General features: G+C 32.5%; 20 protein-coding genes. 9 read left to right on the forward strand and 11 right to left on the reverse strand.

Translation table 11 applies throughout. The annotated features are described in order from the left end of the window. The first annotated feature begins 36 nt into the window (after positions 1 to 36). The 7 genes from QY331_13275 (at position 37) to QY331_13305 (ending at position 3555) form a co-directional block, all read left to right on the forward strand. Positions 37 to 489: a hypothetical protein gene (locus tag QY331_13275; protein ID WKZ68925.1), complete on the forward strand. Its 453-nt coding sequence runs from the start codon at positions 37 to 39 to the stop codon at positions 487 to 489. A 7-nt stretch (positions 490 to 496) separates the two neighbouring features. Next, entirely contained in the window at positions 497 to 1642 is a 1146-nt protein-coding gene (locus QY331_13280) for a HAMP domain-containing sensor histidine kinase (GenBank protein ID WKZ68926.1), read from the forward strand. 2 nt (positions 1643 to 1644) lie between these two features. Beyond that, on the forward strand, positions 1645 to 1935 hold the full coding sequence (locus tag QY331_13285; GenBank protein WKZ68927.1) for a DUF1330 domain-containing protein: 291 nt from the start codon (positions 1645 to 1647) through the stop codon (positions 1933 to 1935). A 2-nt stretch (positions 1936 to 1937) separates the two neighbouring features. Continuing rightward, on the forward strand, positions 1938 to 2372 hold the full coding sequence (locus QY331_13290) for an SRPBCC domain-containing protein (GenBank protein WKZ68928.1): 435 nt from the start codon (positions 1938 to 1940) through the stop codon (positions 2370 to 2372). 254 nt (positions 2373 to 2626) lie between these two features. Continuing rightward, positions 2627 to 2839, forward strand: coding sequence for a cold-shock protein (locus tag QY331_13295; protein WKZ68929.1), 213 nt, complete (start codon positions 2627 to 2629; stop codon positions 2837 to 2839). A 179-nt stretch (positions 2840 to 3018) separates the two neighbouring features. Next, positions 3019 to 3399: a hypothetical protein gene (locus tag QY331_13300; GenBank protein ID WKZ68930.1), complete on the forward strand. Its 381-nt coding sequence runs from the start codon at positions 3019 to 3021 to the stop codon at positions 3397 to 3399. A gap of 27 nt (positions 3400 to 3426) precedes the next feature. Further along, positions 3427 to 3555, forward strand: a complete 129-nt coding sequence (locus QY331_13305) for a hypothetical protein (GenBank protein WKZ68931.1) — start codon at positions 3427 to 3429, stop codon at positions 3553 to 3555. Between the two features lie 25 nt (positions 3556 to 3580). On the opposite strand, the gene QY331_13310 is transcribed toward QY331_13305, so the two are convergent. From QY331_13310 to QY331_13355, 10 genes are read right to left on the reverse strand one after another with little or no spacing between them, the layout of a single operon-like run. Continuing rightward, complete coding sequence (locus QY331_13310) at positions 3581 to 4249, reverse strand: fatty acid desaturase (protein ID WKZ68932.1); 669 nt, start codon at positions 4247 to 4249, stop codon at positions 3581 to 3583. A gap of 3 nt (positions 4250 to 4252) precedes the next feature. Beyond that, positions 4253 to 4876, reverse strand: coding sequence for a carotenoid biosynthesis protein (locus QY331_13315; GenBank protein WKZ68933.1), 624 nt, complete (start codon positions 4874 to 4876; stop codon positions 4253 to 4255). After that, complete coding sequence (locus QY331_13320; GenBank protein WKZ68934.1) at positions 4866 to 5972, reverse strand: glycosyltransferase family 2 protein; 1107 nt, start codon at positions 5970 to 5972, stop codon at positions 4866 to 4868. The genes QY331_13315 and QY331_13320 overlap by 11 nt, the downstream gene beginning before the upstream one ends. Further along, the gene (locus QY331_13325; GenBank protein WKZ68935.1) at positions 5972 to 6625 is read right to left on the reverse strand and encodes a lysophospholipid acyltransferase family protein; all 654 of its coding nucleotides are present in this window, start codon (positions 6623 to 6625) and stop codon (positions 5972 to 5974) included. The genes QY331_13320 and QY331_13325 overlap by 1 nt, the downstream gene beginning before the upstream one ends. Continuing rightward, a complete protein-coding gene (gene crtI, locus QY331_13330; protein ID WKZ68936.1) occupies positions 6626 to 8113 on the reverse strand; it encodes a phytoene desaturase family protein in 1488 nt (495 codons plus the stop codon). It abuts the gene before it with no gap. Continuing rightward, positions 8095 to 8775: a lycopene cyclase domain-containing protein gene (locus QY331_13335; protein WKZ68937.1), complete on the reverse strand. Its 681-nt coding sequence runs from the start codon at positions 8773 to 8775 to the stop codon at positions 8095 to 8097. The genes crtI (QY331_13330) and QY331_13335 overlap by 19 nt, the downstream gene beginning before the upstream one ends. Then, positions 8768 to 9361, reverse strand: a complete 594-nt coding sequence (locus QY331_13340) for a hypothetical protein (GenBank protein ID WKZ68938.1) — start codon at positions 9359 to 9361, stop codon at positions 8768 to 8770. The genes QY331_13335 and QY331_13340 overlap by 8 nt, the downstream gene beginning before the upstream one ends. Then, positions 9361 to 10200 (reverse strand): phytoene/squalene synthase family protein, encoded by an 840-nt coding sequence (locus QY331_13345; GenBank protein WKZ68939.1) that lies wholly within the window; start codon positions 10198 to 10200, stop codon positions 9361 to 9363. Before QY331_13345 ends, QY331_13340 begins: the two co-directional genes overlap by 1 nt. After that, positions 10184 to 11665 carry a phytoene desaturase family protein gene (crtI, locus tag QY331_13350; protein WKZ68940.1) on the reverse strand — a complete coding sequence of 494 codons (1482 nt, stop codon included), beginning with the start codon at positions 11663 to 11665 and terminating at the stop codon, positions 10184 to 10186. The genes QY331_13345 and crtI (QY331_13350) overlap by 17 nt, the downstream gene beginning before the upstream one ends. A 59-nt stretch (positions 11666 to 11724) precedes the next feature. Beyond that, complete coding sequence (locus tag QY331_13355; GenBank protein ID WKZ68941.1) at positions 11725 to 13179, reverse strand: FAD-dependent oxidoreductase; 1455 nt, start codon at positions 13177 to 13179, stop codon at positions 11725 to 11727. A 204-nt stretch (positions 13180 to 13383) separates the two neighbouring features. On the opposite strand from QY331_13355, the gene QY331_13360 reads away from it, so the two are divergent. Beyond that, positions 13384 to 16404, forward strand: a complete 3021-nt coding sequence (locus QY331_13360) for a PAS domain S-box protein (protein WKZ68942.1) — start codon at positions 13384 to 13386, stop codon at positions 16402 to 16404. Positions 16405 to 16429: 25 nt separating this feature from the next. Here QY331_13360 and QY331_13365 read toward each other — a convergent pair whose 3' ends face one another. Then, a complete protein-coding gene (locus QY331_13365; GenBank protein WKZ68943.1) occupies positions 16430 to 18040 on the reverse strand; it encodes a peptide chain release factor 3 in 1611 nt (536 codons plus the stop codon). 316 nt (positions 18041 to 18356) lie between these two features. Between QY331_13365 and QY331_13370 the strand changes: the two genes are divergently transcribed. Continuing rightward, positions 18357 to 20450 carry a T9SS type A sorting domain-containing protein gene (locus QY331_13370; protein WKZ68944.1) on the forward strand — a complete coding sequence of 698 codons (2094 nt, stop codon included), beginning with the start codon at positions 18357 to 18359 and terminating at the stop codon, positions 20448 to 20450. Positions 20451 to 20569 lie beyond the last annotated feature (119 nt).

A 20569-nucleotide genomic window follows, 5' to 3' on the forward strand; every position in this document is an offset into this window, starting at 1 on the left:
CAGAAGTATGTTAAACGAATTAATAATGGGCAAAGAATGAAATTAAAAATTATTCTTCTATTCTTCGTGTTAATGTTTCTAAATAGTTTTTCACAACCTTCAAATTTCGGTCTGGGATTAATGTTCGGGGAACCTTCCGGTATAAATGCAAAATACTGGGTAAGTGAAAATAACGCAGTTGTCGGTGGATTGGGTTGGCATTTCTTAGGTCGTGATGACGGTCTCTCAATTCACGCTGATTATTTATATCATATCGACAATACTTTTAATACTAATATTAGTTTTCCATTATATTACGGTTTCGGTGTACGCTTAAGAAATGAAAAAGATAAATTCGGTTTAGGATTCAGAGGTGTCGGCGGAATATTATTTTACCCTGATAATATTCCAATGGATATCTTTCTGGAATTTGTCCCGGTATTCAGATTACTTCCTGAAACTAAGCTTGAAATAGATTTGGCTGTCGGTGCAAGATATTACTTTAATTGAGGAGTGCATGGAAAAAACTATTACCACCTATTACGACTCACCGGAAAGAACATCAGACGAGAAAATTAATTCGGAATCTCAAAAACTTATCAATCACAAAATTGTTCAAACATTGCTTGACGGGTTTCCTGAGTTGGCGGTTATACTTGATAAAAACAGACAGATTGTTGCCGCTAACAAAAAGGCAATTGCCGGTTTCAGAAAATCAAGTTTTGAAGAGCTAAAAGGAAAACGTGTAGGTGAAGCAATCTCTTGCATTCATAGTGATGAAATGGGAAAAGATTCATGCGGAACATCGAAATTTTGCGCGGAATGCGGTGCTGCCCACGCAATTAAATTTACTAATGAAAACAAGTTATCCTCTGAAGAGGAGTGCCGAATTATCAGCGAACTCAGTCAGAAGGAAGAATCATTTGATTTCAAGGTAAATACATCTTTACTAGATATAGATGAAGAACAATATACTATCTTTGCAATCAGAGACATTTCCGGCGATAAGCGACGTCAAGCACTAGAAAGAATTTTTTTTCATGATGTTTTAAACACTGCTTCGGTTGTTAACAATTTTTCATTACTATTGAAAGATGCGGAAGAAGATGAATTTGATGAAATTCTCCCGCCGCTTATAGAATCATCCGATCAACTAATTCAAGAGATTTTAACTCAACGTGATCTGAGAAATGCGGAAGACGGAAAATTGTCGGTTGATTTTCAAACTACGGAAGTAAATGACATTTTAAGAAAAGTTTACTCACAATATTCCAAGCATCAACTTACAAAAGACAAGAAGTTGACCTTAGCCGAAAGTGATCCATTTATAAAAGTAAACACAGATAAAAAACTTTTAGTTAGATGTTTTGGCAACTTAGTTAAAAACGCAATTGAAGCTTCTTCAAAAAATGATGAGATAAAAATATATTCTACAATTGATAACGATCATATTATTTTCTCCGTCCAAAATCCACAAATTATTCCCGAGGTCATTCAATTACAAATATTTCAACGTTCGTTTTCCACAAAAGGTTATGGAAGAGGAATTGGCACATACAGTGTAAAACTTTTAGTCGAACAATATCTTAGTGGTGAAGTTTTCTTTACTTCCCAAAAACCGGAAGGAACTATTTTTAGTATTAAAATAAATCGTAATGTTTAAGAATGGCTTATTATTTTATCGCAAATATTAGAATTAAGGATGAGAAGGAATATAATAATTACTTAAAGAGCGTTGACCATGTTTTCGCAAAATATAATGGCAAATATTTAGCTTCGGATAATGATCCCGTTATACTTGAAGGAAATTGGAATTACTCTCGGACCGTAGTTATTCAATTTGAAAATAAAAATGATTTTGAGAATTGGTATTATTCAGATGAATATCAGAAAATTTTAAAGCACCGATTAACAGCAGCAAATTGCGATACAATTTTAATAAAGGGTAACAGTTAAATATGAAAACAACAGATGAGCCAATTATAGTTGAAGAAGAATTTAACCAACCGACTTCCAAAGTTTGGAAAGCAATCACCGAAGTTGATCAGATGAAGAAGTGGTTTTTCACTAATATCCTGGATTTTAAACCGGAGATTGGATTTGAAACTCAATTTAATGTGAGCTCCGGCGAAAGAGATTTTTTGCATCTCTGGAAAATTGTTGAAGTCACCCCCAACAAATTAATAAAGTACAATTGGAAGTATAAAGATTACTCCGGTGATTCGTTTGTTACATTTGAGTTAGAAGATCATGGAAGTAAATCATTGTTAAGAGTAACCACAGAGGTTATTGAAGATTTTTCGGATGATATACCGGAGTTTAAACCCGAAAGTTGTAAAGGTGGATGGGAATATTTTATTCAAAATAGTCTGAAAAGTTACTTGGATTCTTAATCTTTTCTGATTTCTTCTAATTCACTTTAGGCCATTTTGGCGCTTAAACTCAACATTCAGCAAGACATCGAAAATAAAATTAGGTTACTAAAGGAATTTAATCTATATTTGGAGCTGTACGGCAGTATCTTAAAAATGTAAACCCGCAGTAAGTGGTAATGTAGAAGTAGAAGTAATTCGAAAATCCCCCAGTACAATTTTAGAGCCCTGTCAAAAACAATACAATTTATAATTTACAAAAAGGAGCATCTGTTATGGCAGAGCGCAAACAAGGATCAGTAAAATGGTTCAACAGTACTAAAGGTTTTGGTTTCATTCAACAAGCTAGCGGCGATGATGTATTTGTACATTTCAAAGCAATTGCCGGCGACGGTTACAAATCACTTGAAGAAAATGATAGAGTTGAATATTCTGTTACTGAAGGTCCAAAAGGTCTTCAAGCAGCTGACGTAAGAGTAATCAACTAACATATACGTTTATTATTGTACTTAAATCCCGGCTTTGTCCGGGATTTTTTATTTTAAAGAAATCAGCATTAAAAAAGAACTCATAATTCAATCAATTTATTAGAGAATAATAATTAAGTAGCTTGCTAAGTTTTTTCTGTCTAAATTGTACTTAAGCAAGAACAGAAGAATCCAAACTAATGAAATATTCCGTTACATATTTACCCAAAGATGAATACATACTTATAAAAGTTACTGGTAGAATTAACTTTCAAGCAGCCGAGCAATATTCAAAAGATACAATTAAGCTAGCACAAGAAAATTTGTGTAATAAATTTCTTATCGATCATACCGAGACAACATTGAAGGAAGGTGTTTATCGTTTGCACACATCAGGTGAAGAGCTTCAGGAGTTTGGATTTACTGATAAAGATCGAATTGCCATTATTATTGCCAATACAAAAAAGAAAAGCGATATACCGGATGCTTCAAATCAGAATAGCCGTTTTTGTGTTGTAAAATACTTTATGGAAAAAGATTTATCCGAAGCATTAAATTGGTTACAAACTAACGAGAATTAATTAAAGCAACACAGAACCGGAGATAAAATGAGTAAAGGTCAGAATGTTAAAAAGAATACAAAAAAAACCCCTCTGCTTACAAAAAAAGAAAAGAAAAATGCAAAGCGAGATAAAAAGAATAATGATTTAACTAAATCAAAGCATATCCCACTTTAGTAGATTTGTTCAAAATTTGTAATACCTATTTCATCTTATAAAGCTGCCACCATGGAATGTGAACATCATCGTGATGTTCAAAATGATAACCAAAAAAGTAACAAGTCAGCATCGCCCATAAATGATTTTTCTTTTGAGTTCTTGCTTTGTGTGGTTCCATATTATCTTCATGCGGTTTTCTATGCGGTAAATATGTTCCGAAATAAAACAACTGCATTGATCCAAGAAATGCGGGAATTACCCAAAACACCCAAATGTTAATCTCGGGAAACCAAAGTTTTAAAACATTGAAAATTATTGCCATCATAACCAACTGAAGTACTGTAGCATATCTGATCATGAAAGTTGAGTACCACACAAAAAAGTTCTGGGATTTAATGGAGTAATCCGGATCCTTTTCGGTTCCCGGAAATTTGTGATGCAGAAAATGATTCTTCACTAAACGATTGTAAGACAAAGCTGCAAATAGAAATGTAGAAATCTGACCGATTATTTTGTTTACTTTATAATTTTTACTGACTAGTCTATGCATGGCATCATGCCCGGTGATAAATAATCCGGTGTATAGATATGCTTGCAAAAAGACATGAAAGTAAATCCATGGATTAGTGAAATTGATTTCTAAATAATTTAGAGAATAAAATAAATGTATTCCCCAAATTACTATGATCGATATGGCAATTGTTACACCCATTTTTTATAACATAATATTTAATGAAAGAAAAAAGAATATTTGTATAGCAAAGTAATGAATAGGGATGGTGGACTTTACTTCAATTTTGGACTGCATAAAAAAGAAAACAGCTAATAATGAAATAGCGTACCACGCTAAATAATTCTGTACTGGTATCTCACCTCTAAACCACATCCAATAATTTAATTTTATTGCAACAGGTTCTAGGAAAAAATCGAATAGAACTGTAAGCAATGGAGTAAATAATACAATAAGAAAGTTATTGGAAATAAATTTGCTAGAAAGAAGAACTCCACCCAAAATTACTAAAACCCAGTTAAATCCTATTATGAGAGGGGTTTCAAAAAGTTTAGGACCTAATACATCTCCATATTCATAAGAACCAAAAAGTAAGCCGGTCTTCACTCCAAACACTTCCAATGCAAACGTGACGATATATACGATAACAATCCATTTAACGAGCGTAATATTGTGAGGTAAAACTTTGCTAAGGACAATACCACCTGTTAGAAGTAATGTATATGGAGTCAACATCAACATGTATTCTCTAGTTGGAGTAAAGAGATGTCCGATAATGCCAACTGCATAAACCACATATAAGACTATCAGTGTAGATTTATGACTCAACTATTCTCTCCTTCCAATTATAATATTTACTACTTACGGATTTTAAACCAAATAATAACATGATAATCATTTGAAACGGATGTAGTATTAGGTTTAAAAACCAGTTTTGCTTACTCATTATCGAAATAAAAATTCTTTCGAAGAATATCATGAGCACAATTAACATAAATATATCGTTAAAAAAATATAATAATAGTGGTGCTGTAAACATAAAAAACAAGACTAGTAAAAGAATAATAAAAGTTGTTTTCCCGACATTAAATCCCTTGTAAAAATTCTTTACAAATCCATTAACCGAATCAGAAAAAGAATTATACATTTTGCAGAACACAGCATCCTCACCTAGTGATGTTCTTACTTTGTATCCATTTCTTTTGAATAGACGAACAAACTGCATATCTTCAACTACCTCATTCTTAACAGCTTCATGAGTGCCAATTTGTTCATAAATCTCCTTATTCATCATTAAAAACTGACCGTTTGCCGCTGCTAGATTTTCACTTTTTTTTGAATTTACAAACTTCAACGGAAGAAAATTAAGTAACAACCAATTCATTAACGGTACAACAAACCATTCGCCAAAACTAGCAATTTTTTGTGTTGGAAAAACCGAATACAATGATAATTTGTGCTTTTGCATCTCATAAATTGCGTTTGAAACTGCATGCTTGTTTAATGTAACATCGGCATCTACAAATAATAAATATTCTCCGTTCGCATATTTTGATAGTTGATAACATGCCCAATTTTTACCCAGCCAATTTGAAGGAATTGATTTACCATTAACAAGTTTTACTTTACTATACTTGGAAGAATATTCTTGGACTATCTTTGTGGATTGATCTTCTGAATTATCATCGAGGACAATAACTTCATAGTTATCGTACGATTGCTGGTTTATAGAGTTAAGTAAGTCCCCTATATTTTTTTCTTCGTTTCTTACCGGGATTAAAATCGAGATAAAAATGTTTTCGGTGATCTCTTTTCTAGTATTATATAGTCGAGGTGCTGTTGAATAATTAAACAAGACTATTCCAAGAAAAATTGAATGTGAGATAAAAAGTATAGCGAATATGATTAATTCTATTGCTGTCATTATAATAAATCTTCAATAAAACTTTTTTGATTAGCAGCTTCATTTAATAAATCAAGGTTTTCCGTGAACTTAAATCTAAATTGGTTATAATCTTCCAAAATCAATTTTACTTCTATTAATTCACCAAATCTGCAAATAACTGCCGGATTTTTTTCATTATAAAATTGAATTTTAAATCCAACCGGTAATACAAATTTCTTATCACTCGAATTTTTAATTAATAATTTCAGTCCTTCTTTTATATCAATCGGTCGTTTTTCGAATGGTTCAATCTTTCCTTGAGGATAAGTAACCACAAAGTTCTTAGTATCATTAAGAATTTCGTTTGTGTACTTAACTGTCTCAACAATAGATCTTGGATTATCAGGATCGATTGAATAAGCTCCTACCTTTTTAAAGAACCAATATTTCTTTAAAGATGATTCCAGCATCATTAAATACATTTTACGATTGATCTTTTTACGGTTAACAAAATCAATAAAAAATCCGTCCCACCAGCTAATATGATTTGGCGTTACAATAAGTGAAGATTCGGAAGAAACAGAAGGATATAAGTTTACTAAATAAAAATTGCTGAAAGATTTTTTAATTATCCTGTTTATGTATGGATTAAAAATCAATCTCGCAATATTTGAGTGTTCAGCTTTAATCATTTATTTTATTTCATACTTTTCAATAAGTTCTGCAGTAATCTTACCGGATAAAATTACTAAAGGAATTCCGCCACCGGGATGTGCACTTCCGCCACAGAAATATAAACCGTTATATTCTTTAGATTTATTCTGTTGACGTAAGAAAGCTGCCATTTTATTATTTGACGATATTCCATAAATACTTCCGCCAATACTGCTGGTTTTCTTCTCAATCAATTCTGGAGTCAGTATATCTTCAAGTACAATTTTACTTTCAATATTGACTCCTAAAATTCGGTTAAGTTTTTCTAGAATTATTTTTCTGGCTCTCTGGATTTCCTTTTCCCAAACTTGTTGTTTGTTATAAGGAACATTGATCATCACAAACCAATTTTCATAATTAACCGGCGCATCATCATTTTTAAATTTTGAGGAAATATAAATATATATCGTTGGATCTGTAGGGATAATTCTGTTAGTAAATAGATCATCAAATTCTTTTTGATAATCTTCCGAGAAAAGAATATTATGAATCTCTAATTCGGAGTATATTCCTTCGATTCCCCAATAGAATACAAGTGCAGAAGTCGATTTCTCTAATTTAGAATATTTTTTTGCTGAAGAAGAAGTATTATCATTTAGTAAATTTTTATAAGTGTTTTCCACATCTGAATTCGAGACTACGATATCATAGTCTATTTGTTTGCCATTGACTGTGATCCCCTTTATAATATTCTTTTCGTGAATAACTTTTTGAACTGAAGAATTAAAAAAGAAGTTTACTCCCTTGAGTCTTGCAGCCTTTTCAATTGCTTTCGGAATAGAATAAATGCCGTCATTGGAAATATATCCGCCGAGATTATATTCAACATGTTGAATAACATTTAACGTCGCCGGTGCTTGAAATGGATTTGAGCCATTATAAGTCGCATATCTATCGAATAGCTGAATAGTTTTATCATCCTTGAAGAAAGAGGAGTTAGCTTCGTGCATAGTTCGATGTGTGTCAAGATTCTTAATATTTAGTAAAGTCTTGATCGCTTTTTTACTTATAAAATTTTTCTTCTCTGAAAAACTTTTAAAAAGAAATAAATCCGCGGAAAGATCATAAATATTCTTGCAATAATTTAAGTATTTCTTAATATCATCGGCTTTATCGTTAGTATTGAATTCAATTTCTTCAGCAAATTTATCTACGTCTGAGTATGCAGTAATTATAGTTGAATCCGGATAAAAATACTTACACAACACATCTAATTTTTTCATTTTGATATAGTCGGATAAATTTAATCCGGATGAAGTGAAAAGATCTTCTAGAACAAAAGGCATTGTAAGAAGTGATGGTCCGGTATCAAATCGAAAACCATTTTTGTTGATTTCGTTTGCTTTACCTCCAACTGAGTTGCTTTGCTCATAAACATCTACTTCATAACCAAGAACACTTAATCTCAAAGCCGTTGAAAGTCCACCGATTCCCGATCCGATAATTGCTACTTTTTTATAAGCCATTTTTCTTTTACAGTCACATAAATTAGTAAGTTAAAGGACAGCAATGAGAATGAATAGAAAAAATCTTCAACCGGTATCGTAATTATCCGCGTACCCCAAATAGCCGAATCATTATATAAAACTATAGGAATGGATGTAAGAAAATAATTAACAATGAAAAATGGAATGAAAGTAAAAGCAATAAATCGCCAGTACAATCTTGATTTTAGCAAAGAAGGATTTAACAATTTAGCAGCGACAAAGAATAATCCAACAAACAACATTATTGTGAGAGTATAATACTGCCCGATAAAAGCCAATGAGGCAACAGAAAAAAATAATGCAGCGTAGGTATAAAGATTGCAGTAATACGTTATCTCTTTATCGCCCAAGTAAAACTTTGCCGTTTCATACAGAAATATTATAGCATAAGGAACAGTAACAAAAAATAATATTTCTTCGAGTGGAAGATTGAATACATAAACACCCAATATATGTTCTTCGTTAAAAGACCAATCTCCTCTTGCAGTAGCAATTATATCCCATGCAATGAATAGAAGTCCGACTGGTACTATAGAAATAAAAACCGCAGGAATATTGCGGTAGAACTTTAATTTCTTTTCGAAGGTTAACAGAATCGGGACAAAAATAGTGGCAATATTAATCAGTAAATAGTCACTCATTTGGTTTGGCTGATACCAAATAATTTTTCAATTTGTTTTCTTCATCCTTTGAGAGTAAATCTGTCATCAATAGGAATTCAATCATTCCGTTTTGAATTTCATAATCAAGTGCCGAATAATCTCGTTCAAGTAATAATTGGTAAACTACATCTAGATCTTCTTCAGTTTCGTTTCCATAACCCAATATTCCGGGAACGTAATATAAGATAGAAAACCTCATAAACCTTATCTCTAAATTTTCCGGATCCTTTGCAATCGCTTCTTCAAATAAGCTCATTGAATCATTAAGATAACTCATTTTTTTAAAAGGCCAGAATGCATGCTTGGATTTTAAGGCATCTATTCCAGCTTTATAAGCAAGAATAGTTGGCGGATAATCTGATATATTTTTACCAAAAATATCTTCTATATAAGTTTGTAATGAATCCACATACTCATATTCTTCAACGCCGGAATAGTAATTTAGCCTTAATTTTTCAAGAACTGCATCATTGATATGTTTCGACGATTCATTTTGCGAAGCAGATAAATTTACATAGATAACAAGAAAAAGCAATGCAACGATATAATTCTTGTAATCAGTCATTAAGTAAGCCGTAGTACTTTTATTTCCCATAATCCTTTTATGAACAGCGCAAATTTATATGCGTTTGAAATTCTTATTCGTTTTGATTGCAATTCATTTACGCTACATTTTCTAATTTTTGAAAACAATCTTTGATAATATAAAAATGCTGAGTACACACCGAGTTTTACACCAATCGGAAGTTTCATAATTCCAATTAGTGCTTCATCAAATTCACGTTGGATTTCATTTTCAAGTAATATTTTGTTTGCGTCATTTATTTCTACTTCAGCATCAACATTGGGCAGATAAATTCTACCTCTTTCTTCAATATCACTTTTAATATCACGTAGAAAATTAACTTTTTGAAATGCTGAACCTAGTAATCTTGCCGGTTCTTTTAATGATTCGAATTTTTCGTTATCATGTTTATTAAAGACTTTTAAACACATTAATCCGACAACTTCCGCAGAACCGTAAATATAATTGTCATAACTATTACGTTTATAGGTTGAGTTATAAAGATCCATTTCCATGCTGTTTAAGAATGCATCAATATATTCAAGATCTATTTTGTATTCATTTACAACGAGTTGAAATGCATGAAGAACTGGATTTGTTGAAATTCCGTTTTCTATTGCATTATATGTATCTTCTCTAAATTTTTGAATCAAAGCAGCTTTATCATAACCATGAAATGTATCTACGATTTCATCAGCTATTCTCACGAAACCATAAATAGCATATATTGGGTCGCGATATTCCGGAGCAAACGCTTTTATACCAAAACTAAATGACGTACTATAAGCTTGAGTAAGTTTTTTACTCATTTTATACGAAACATTATGATAAAGTTGCATAGTCTTTCTCGATCCTTTCGGTTACAAGTTTTGAACTAATTATTACCATCGGCAATCCGGTGCCGGGCGTTGTTGATGCACCAACGTAGTACAAATTGCTAAACTCTTCGTCTTTATTGCTTGGTCTAAATGCTCCTACTTGGTCAATATCGTGTGCTAATCCAAGACCTGATCCTTTGTAGAGATTAAGAGCATTTGCCCAGTCATCAGGAGCCATTATTCTTTTAGTTACAATATTATTCTTGATATCGAATCCGGTTCGTTGCGAGAGATCGGAAATTAATGTTTCGGCTAATTCTTCTTTATCAGACCAATCTTTTTTGAATCTTAAATCCGGTACGGGACAAAGAATATAAATATTCTCATGACCTTCCGGTGCGGCTGTTTGATCCGATTTTGAAGTAACATTCACATAGTAGTAAGGCTTTTGCGGATTTATAGAAGATGTAAAAATTGTATCTGCATAACCTCTAAAATTACTTCCAAGGAAATAATTATGATGCATTAGTTTATCTACCTTACCTTTAACACCGAGATAAATTGTATATGGAGCCAGCGTCCAATGCATTTTATCAAGTTTAGCCTCAGAATAATTTTTTCGACCAAGTAATTTTCCTCTAAAAGATGCAGCATCAGAATTTGATATAATTATATCGGCAGTCCATCTTTTTCCGTTTTGATCGATTACTTCATTTAGCTTGCCGTTGTTATTTCCTATGCTGACTATTTCTGTATTGTAGTGAATCTTAACTCCCTTGCGTTCTAATATTTTTAGAATTGCTTCTACCATTTTGTACATACCGCCTTTAACTTTCCAGTAACCGTTGTGACGCATTTCTGTGTAGTTTAGCAAAGAATATATTGCAGGTGTTTGAAATGGTGTTGAACCTAAAAAGAAAGCAACAAGAGAGAAGATAATTTTCATTTCTTCAGACTTAAAAGTTCTATCAACTTCACTCCACATCGTCTTAAATAAATATGGTAGATGTTTAAGCGGAACTCTGCTGAGTTTTAGAATATATTCAAGCTTATTATTAAAATTAGACTTAACAACTTTATCTTCGGTATCATGAAAAAATTGACTGGCTCTTGATAAATATTTATCAACTTTATTAGCCAAGTCGGGTTCAATATCTTTGAACTCTTCTTGAAGTTTTTGTAAATCTTTGTAAATCAGTCTAGGTTTTTCTTTGCCTTCAAAAAAAACTTGATAAAGCGGATCAAGTTCTTCTAATTCAATTGGATTCTTCTCATTAATGCTATTGAATAATTCATCAAGCTCATAAGTCATACTCATAAATGACGGACCCATATCAAAACGGAAACCATCTTGCTCGATAAGATTTAATCTACCACCAGCTCTATGGTGTTTTTCAAGAATTGTAACATCATAGCCTTTGTGGCTAAGTCTAAGAGCTGTACTTAATCCGCCTAATCCTGATCCAATTATTAACGCTGATTTCATTTTCTTTTAATTTAATCCTTAATTTCAGTTGTATACGTGTAAACCAGGATTCAAGAAATTTAGTTCAAAATCTCGTTAACAATATTTAAGGCGCCTAAAACTACAGCCGGAGTTCCTTGTCCGGGGAAAACTGTATCTCCGACAAGATATAATCCATCAAAAGGGGAAATATTTGATGGCATTTTGAGCAGATTTTTGCTAACTGAATGAGGAATTCCACCAACAAATCCATTGGAACGACCTGTATAAAATTGGAAAGTTTTTGGAGTACCCGATAGAAGATGCAATTTCTCAGAGTCCATAAACTGTGGGAAATGTTTATCGAATTGTGAGATTATGTAAAAAGTTGTTTTCTCTTTTCGAATTTTATACTCATCCTCAGAAAGATTCATCCAATTCTTCACATTCGTATGCAAACTAATTGTAACGGATCGACTTCCTTCCGGAGCTCTCTGACGATCATCAATATGAGAGAATGAAACAAAAAAGGAATTTGAATCACTGTGAGGAATTTTCTCATTTGTATGAATTTGATAGTAAAGCGAATCGAGTTCTTCCTTGCTTTCTATTCCAAAATTGACGGTGAATGCTCCCCATGAAAAGTTGAATAGTTTTGATTTTTCCTCGAAATATTTTTTAATCTTACCGTCAGTCATTTCTACCATATTCCATATTGGAATATTTGAAATAACATTTTTTGCAAGTAACTGATCACCATTTTGTAAGCTTATCAAATAACCGCTTTTAACTTTTCCAATTGATTTAACTCTTTTCTTAAATTGAATTTCTCCTCCACTTGATTTAAATGATTCAAAAAGTAGTTCAGCAGGTTTATACATTCCACCAACCGGATAGTAAGAATCGGATGGATAAGCTAGCCCCATTGCAGCGGTCAAAAATGGAGAATCTGAAATACTGTTTTGTGTTGTGATTAAAAGCTGTTCTTGTAGAAATCTGTGAAATGCAGTATCTGTTAAATTGTACTTCTCAACAAAGTGATGAACGCTTTTGAAAATGTAGGGAAGCAATTTTGTGTATTTTAAATTGCTCAGCTTTGTAAGTGTGAAAATATCATTAAAATTTCTTGGTAAAATTGTATTGTTCTCAGAGATAAACTGCCAGGCTAAGTCATTAGTCTCAAAAACCTCATTCCAAAATTTTCTTTGGTTTTCTGAATTAAATAATAATTCGGCATTTTTAATCCAAGTTTCCCGATGAGCATTGCGTGATATTTGTTTATCCTCTAACTTGACAATGAGTCCGGGATCAATTCTTAATAGTTCAGGTTTGAGCTCAAGATAATTAAACAATTTGCCAAGCGGTTGATGTTTCTTAACACCACTAATTGTTGTAGCCCCGACATCAAATGTAAATTCTTTTCTTTTATAAAAAGAAGCACATCCTCCAATTTTAGAATGTGATTCGAGAAGAAGAACATCCTTTCTATTTTTGGCAAGCAATGATGCTGCAGCTAAACCTCCGTAACCGGCACCAATTACTATAAACTCTCGCACAAAATCTCCGAATATATATAAAGTAGTTATTAGATTTGAAAGACATTATTCACATCTCTTATTACAAGTAAATTAACACGTAACTTTAGTTTAAAGTTCTTTGTGAGATAGGTCTGTAGTAGATTTTGATCTCCTCATTTTAATGGGTACTTTATAAAATTCTTTTTATTTTAATTAAAGTTAATTTAGGTTCTGCTTCTAACAATGAACAAAAATAGCAAAACGACAAATAAGCTAATTTTTGCCTCCTTTATTTTTATTGTAATTATAATATTAGCCGGAGGATATTTTGCTTATGATGTTCAGGTTAAAGGAATTACAAAGAATCGCTACAACGAACTTGCCGCTATAAAATCCCTTAAAGTAAAACAGATTGTTGATTGGAGAAATGAAAGAATTGGTGATGCAAGAGCCATTTTGGAAAATCCTCTTATTTCAAATGATATAAAAAACTTTGTAACTACAAAGAACCCGGATCTAAAAGAAAAAATACTTATCTGGTTCAATGTATTAAAAAAATCATATCGATATACTGACTTGATTCTTGTCGATAATAATTACAACCCACTAGTTTCACTTAATGATAATTTAGAAATGGATAAATATCATTTTGGTGTATTTAAAAATTTAACTGAAGATGAAGATATTGTAATCTCACCTTTGCATAAATCTAATTATAGCTACATACACTTTACATTAAGAATTACTTTTAGAGAAAATGGAATTCCGACTTCACACATTTTACTTGTAATAGATCCAAATGATTTTTTATTTCCTTTAATCCAGAACTGGCCAACACCGAGTAAAACTGCCGAGACAATTTTAGTGAAATCTGTTGGTGATTCGGTTGTTTTCTTAAATGAACTCCGACATAAAAAGAATACCGCACTTGAATTTAAACTTCCCAAATCAAGAGTTGATCTTCCCACCGTAAAAGCAATAGATGGTTTTAGCGGAATGTTTACCGGTTATGATTATCGTGGTGAACTTGTTATCTCAGACGTTGGTCATATTCCGGGTACTGAATGGTTTATTATCACAAAAGTTGATGAAGCAGAAATTCTTGGTGAATTAAAAACCTCACTTTTAAACAGTATAATTATTGTTTTGTTATTAATTGCAATTGTGTATTTAATTTTTTTAGGAGTATTACGTAAATCAAAACTGGCTTTTTATCAAAAAGAAGTTGAACTTCAATCAGAGAAAGTTCGGTTAAGTAGATTATATGCTACCCTTAGTCAGATTAATCAATCTATTGTTAGAGAACAAAGTAAATCTGAATTGCTACTGACTATCACAAAACTACCGGTAAAATTCGGAGGATTTCCAGCTTGTTCATTAAGTATTTTCGACGAGAAATTAGGCAAACTAAAGGTAGAATCATTTGATGGTAATTTCGACTATTTCCATAAAATTCTAAATGATAATTCAGAATACTTAGTTGATGATCCTTCGGTAAAAGCATATAATAATTCCTCCACTATTGTCTATGACTCTTTAAATAACACGAAAGAAAAGTGGGCAGAGATTGCGCTTAAATGTGGTTTCAAATCATGCAGTGCAGCACCATTAAAAACATTTGACAAAACGATTGGCTCTATAATACTTTATTCAGGTGCAGAAAATTTCTTTAAGACAGCGGAGATCAAATTACTTGAAGAAATCGCTTCGGATATATCTTATTCTTTAGAATCAATTGAAAAAAATGAACAAAGGAAATTAATTGAACAAAAAATAAAAGAAAATGAAAGGCAGTTGACAACCTTATTTTCAAATTTACCCGGCATAGCTTATAGATGTAGACTTAACCGTGACTATGATATGGAATTCATGAGTGAAGGAACACTTAATATTACAGGTTATACTTCTGATGAATTTGTAAAAGAAAAAAGTATCACATATGGCCAACTGATTCATCCCGATGACAGTAAATTTGTGTGGGATGAAATTATGGAATCTATAAATAACAAGAAGACTTTTACAATTATTTATAGAATAAAAACACGTGAAGGAACGCAAAGATGGGTTTGGGAAAGAGGAATAGCTGTTTATAATTCCAAAGGTAAAGCTGTGGCCCTCGAGGGTTTTATTAGCGATATAACAGAAACAAAAGAAGCACAAGATCAACTTAGAAAGAGCGAAGAATATTTTAGATATCTATTTGAACATAATCCGTTACCAATGTGGATATATAATTTATCGACTTATGATTTTATGGAAGTAAACACTTCGGCTATTGATACCTATGGATATTCCAAAGATGAGTTTTTAAGTTTGCAAATTTTGGATATTCGTCCAGAGGAAGAAAAACAAAAATTATTAGATGACTTGAAAAGAAACAGGCCACTGCTTTCAAAATCCGGCGAGTGGAAACATAAACTTAAAAATGGGAAGTTAATTGATGTTTTAATTACGTCGCATCAAATTGAATATAAAAATACTGACGCTGTTTTAGTTGTTATAAATGATATAACAGATCGTAAGTTAGCCGAAATGCAGTTGTTGGATGCAAAAGAAAAAGCTGAAGCCGGTGAAAAGATGAAAAGTGATTTCTTAGCACAAATGTCTCACGAAATTAGAACACCTGTAAACGTGATATTAAGTTTTACAAATTTGATTAAAGATGCTGTCTCGAATACAATCGATGATGATTTAAAAGAGGGATTTGGAGCTATTGATCATGCAAGCCATAGATTAATTAGAACTATCGATTCAATTCTAAATATGGCACAATTTACTAGCGGCGCATTTGATGTTAAACTGGAAGAACTTGATGTTTATAACGATATTCTAATTCCACTTAATCATGAATTTATTTCAATTGCCAAATCAAAATATTTGGAATTTACTCTTGAAAATGAATGCGAGAAAACATCTGTTATAGGTGATAGATACAGTCTGTCTCAATTATTTACCAATCTTATTGATAATGCAATTAAATATACCGAGCAAGGATTTGTGAGGATTGGTGTTTCGTGTGATTCAGAAAATATTAATGTGAAAATTGAAGATTCCGGAATCGGAATGTCTGAAGATTTTATTCCTAAATTATTCTCGGCTTTTTCACAAGAGGAAACCGGATACAGCCGAAAATATGAGGGAACAGGTTTAGGTTTAGCTCTTGTTAAAAATTATTGTGAACTAAATAATGCTTCCATAGATGTAAAAAGCAAAAAAAATATTGGAACTACTTTTATTATTACCTTAAAGAAACCATCCACTTAATAACATCAAACCAGATAGCTATTTTTTATGCAACGTTTTCCATAGCAATAGTTTGATCATTATGCTCTATTGCTGACAGAAATTTAACATTCGGACATTTTTCAGCAGCCATTGTGTATGTGTAATGAGTTTCGGCAATAAAAACTAAATTATTATTCTTATCGTAATAGAGGTTATTAAAATAGATTCGATGCAAATAATCTATATCGTCTTTTGAATCATATTGAAGCCAGAAAGCTTTATATGCCGGCATTTGCATAAAATCAATACTTGCGCCATACTCATTTAATAAACGATATTTCATTACATCAAATTGAAGTTCACCAACAACTCCCACAACTTTTTTATTGCCAAGATTTTGTGTAAATAGTTGCGCTAGACCCTCATCAGTTAGAAAGCTAATTCCTTTTTCCATTTGTTTTGATTTAAATGGATCCATATTTCTAACAACTCTGAACACTTCCGGAGAAAATCGAGGGATGCCTTTGAACATGAATGAATCACCCTCGGTAAGTGTATCGCCAATTTTGAAAATACCCGAATCATATAAACCAATTACATCACCGGGAAATGCTTCTTCGAGCAAGGTTTTGCTCTGCGCCATAAATGAAGCCGGATTAGCGAATTTAAGTTCTCTATTTAATCTAACATGATGATAAAACTTGTTTCGTTCAAATTTACCGGAACAAACACGCAAAAAGGCAACTCTATCTCTATGATTCGGATCAAGGTTTGAGTGAATTTTAAAAACAAATCCACTGAAGTTTTCATCGGTTGGTCTAACAATACCATCGGTAACTTCACGCTCTTTTGGGGAAGGTGCAATTTCAATAAAAGTATCAAGCAGTTCTCGAATTCCGAAATTATTTAAAGTACTGCCAAAAAATACCGGTGCAAGTTCACCGCTTAGATATTTTTCTTTTGTAAAGTCTTCATAGATTCCATCGATTAGTTCAACGTCGTGCCGTAATTTATTTGCATCTTGTCCAAATCGTTCATCCAATCCGGGATCATGGATATTATCGAATAGAGTTATATCTTCTTCAACTTTAGATTTATTTGGTGTAAAGGTAGCAAACGAATTTTTGTAGATATTATAAACGCCTCTAAATTGTGAACCCATTCCTAAAGGATAAGTTAGGGGTCTTACTCTGATTTCAAGTTTTGATTCCAACTCATCTAATAATTCTATCGGGTCTTTCCCCTCTCTATCCATTTTATTAATTAGAATAATTACCGGAGTATTTCTCATTCTGCAGACTTGCATCAGTTTTTCTGTTTGTTCTTCAACACCCTTAACGCAATCAACAACAAGAATGACACTATCTACTGCAGTTAAAGTTCTATATGTATCTTCAGCAAAATCCTTATGACCCGGTGTGTCAAGCAGATTTACTTTATGATTTTTGTAATTAAATGAAAGTACAGAGGTTGCAACGGAAATTCCTCTCTGCTTTTCAATTTCAAGGAAATCTGATGCAGCAGTTTTTTTAATTTTATTTGATTTGACAGCCCCCGCAATTTGAATAGCCCCACTATATAAAAGTAATTTTTCGGTTAACGTTGTTTTTCCGGCATCGGGATGACTTATAATTGCAAAAGTCTTTCGTTTATTTATTTCTGATATATTTGACATATTTTATTCTTGTTCAATTATGGTTTATAAAAAATTATTTCAATATGGTTTGAGATACTTTGGGAGGTATTCTAAATCGGACTATATGTAAGAAATTTTCCAAACATAGATTATAAATTTACAAAAATTATTCTCTATCTAATAGTTAATTATTCTGTCCTTAAGGCCTTGTTTACTCTAATTTTGCTTTTAATAATTGATTTAAATCACATTGCTCATTGCTTTGGAAAAGGTATTTCATTAAATTTAATGAATAAGACAGACCCTCTTATTTAGTATCTGCCTCCTTTAAATAAACCAACCTTTTGGAGGAAATATGAAAAAAATATACTTCCTATCATCCTTACTCATCTTATTCACAACCCAAACTGTATATACTCAATCCGATTTTAATATAAAAATTCAGCAAATTGAAAATCCCTACTATAGCTCAGAGAATTATCTTGAGGGGTTAATAATAGTTGAATACACACCAGGTAATAGTGGGGCATACCTTAGTCTTGGAGCTGAATGGAGTGATTTTTCAGGTCCATTCGATATCATTCTCGAAAATCTTTACTTACCAAGTGAAAGTGAAGTTGACACAAACAGATATACTCTTACAGCCTCTTACAATCTTTATGATTTGGGTGTGACTGAAGAGATGATAAAACAAATGAATTCTTCTCAATCATCAATAGAGTTTATAGTTTACATTCATTGTTTAAGTACTATCGGATTTTATCCATTCGCACCGCATACCTTCCAAGGACAATTACTTGTATTACTGACACTATCCTACTATGATGCTGTTGGCGCATTATTTTTATTTGACTTAGCGACAAAATTGGCATCAGTCCAACCGGTTACGCAACCACCGGAGGATCCGAAAACAGATTTCTTATTAAGGACAAAAGTTTATAATCTAGACCTCGATAACGAAACAAATCCAGGATCACCAACTGGTTATGCCGGTGATTTGAATGCATGTGTGCCCACAGCAACAGCAAATAGCATGCAGTGGTTAGAAGACCAAAAGAAAATTGAATTTAAAGGTGATGCCGAATACTTAAAAAATAGTCCTGGTAATAAACTTGCAACATTGAGTAAGAACATGAATCGAGAGCATCAGAAAGGTGTTAGACCTGAACCAATGATCAAAGGCAAACTTGATTTTATTGAGGAAACGAAGATCCCACTCTCTGTAAAATTTCAAACAAAATATTTGGATACAAATGTCACAAGCAGTAATGGAAATGCAACCGCACAAAATTTCAACAGACCGGATAAGCCTTGGCCGGATTGGAATTTCATAAAACAAATGCTGAAAGATGGTGAGGATGTTGAAATGAATTATCATTGGCAAGATGCCGATAGCAATTGGCATGCTCATTCTGTAAACGTTATTGGATTTGAGGAATATCAGAGCGGTAAAAAAACTATAACATTTTCACATGATCGAATCCAAAGTAGAAAAAATGGAAAGAATGGAGAGGATGATTGGGGTACATTCCGTGAGACTCATGAAATTTCCATTGATGATGAAGGTGCGATGAGGTTTGGTCACAATAATTCCAGAAGAATTTTTTTAGCTGCTGCTGAAAGTCCACGTCCGAGTGAAGGCGAAGCAACGGCTGCTTTCTTAAATGAATTCTTTGCGTTAGATGGTAATTTGATAAAAAATAAATCAAACCAAATTACTGCTGATAACGAATTTATTGAAATTGGACTTGGTCCGAATATTCAAGAATTAGAACTATACACTATTTTATTCTATGACGGTTCAGATGGAACAGTTTATTCTGAGATAAGCTTAGGTGAGTTTGATGTGGCATCTGTTGAAGATAGCATACAGTTGTACCTCTATACTTTTAATGAAGATCATTTTTTAAGTCAAAGTGGAGGAATAGCTATAAACTATAGCGGTACTTTAATACCCGGACAATTTTTCAGCTATGGTGGTGAATTTACTGCTACGGAAGGTTCTGCTATGAGTTTAGCAAGTAATGACTTGGGTGAATTAACTGAAGGTCAATCAATCGGTTTGCAAGGTTCTGGAACAAATTATACTCATTTTACTTATGGTTATTCATCCAATCCTTCCCCAGGGGAGTTAAACGATGGACAAATTATAACTAACCTTGATGTTAATGATGATTTACTTCCGATAAAGTTTGAATTGAGCAACAATTATCCAAATCCATTTAATCCAACAACAACAATTGAGTTTCAAATCCCAATACGAACGCAAGTAAAATTAACTATATATGACATTCTGGGTAGAGAAGTATCCAAGCTAGTAGATAGTGAACTCTCCGCCGGAAAATATGATTTCATATTTGATGCTGCTAATCTACCAAGCGGTTTATATTTATATCGTCTATCGGCAGAGGGATTTACACAGGCAAAGAAACTTTTATTGTTGAAATAATTTCTAATTTTCACCACAATAAAAAGCGGCTTAAGTATTACTCAGCCGCTTTTTTGGTATATATCGAGAACAAGTATATTTGCCAAATTCTTAATGAGTCTCAGATATTTATTAGTTGC

Source organism: Melioribacteraceae bacterium, assembly GCA_030584085.1.
Classification (GTDB): domain Bacteria; phylum Bacteroidota; class Ignavibacteria; order Ignavibacteriales; family Melioribacteraceae; genus SURF-28.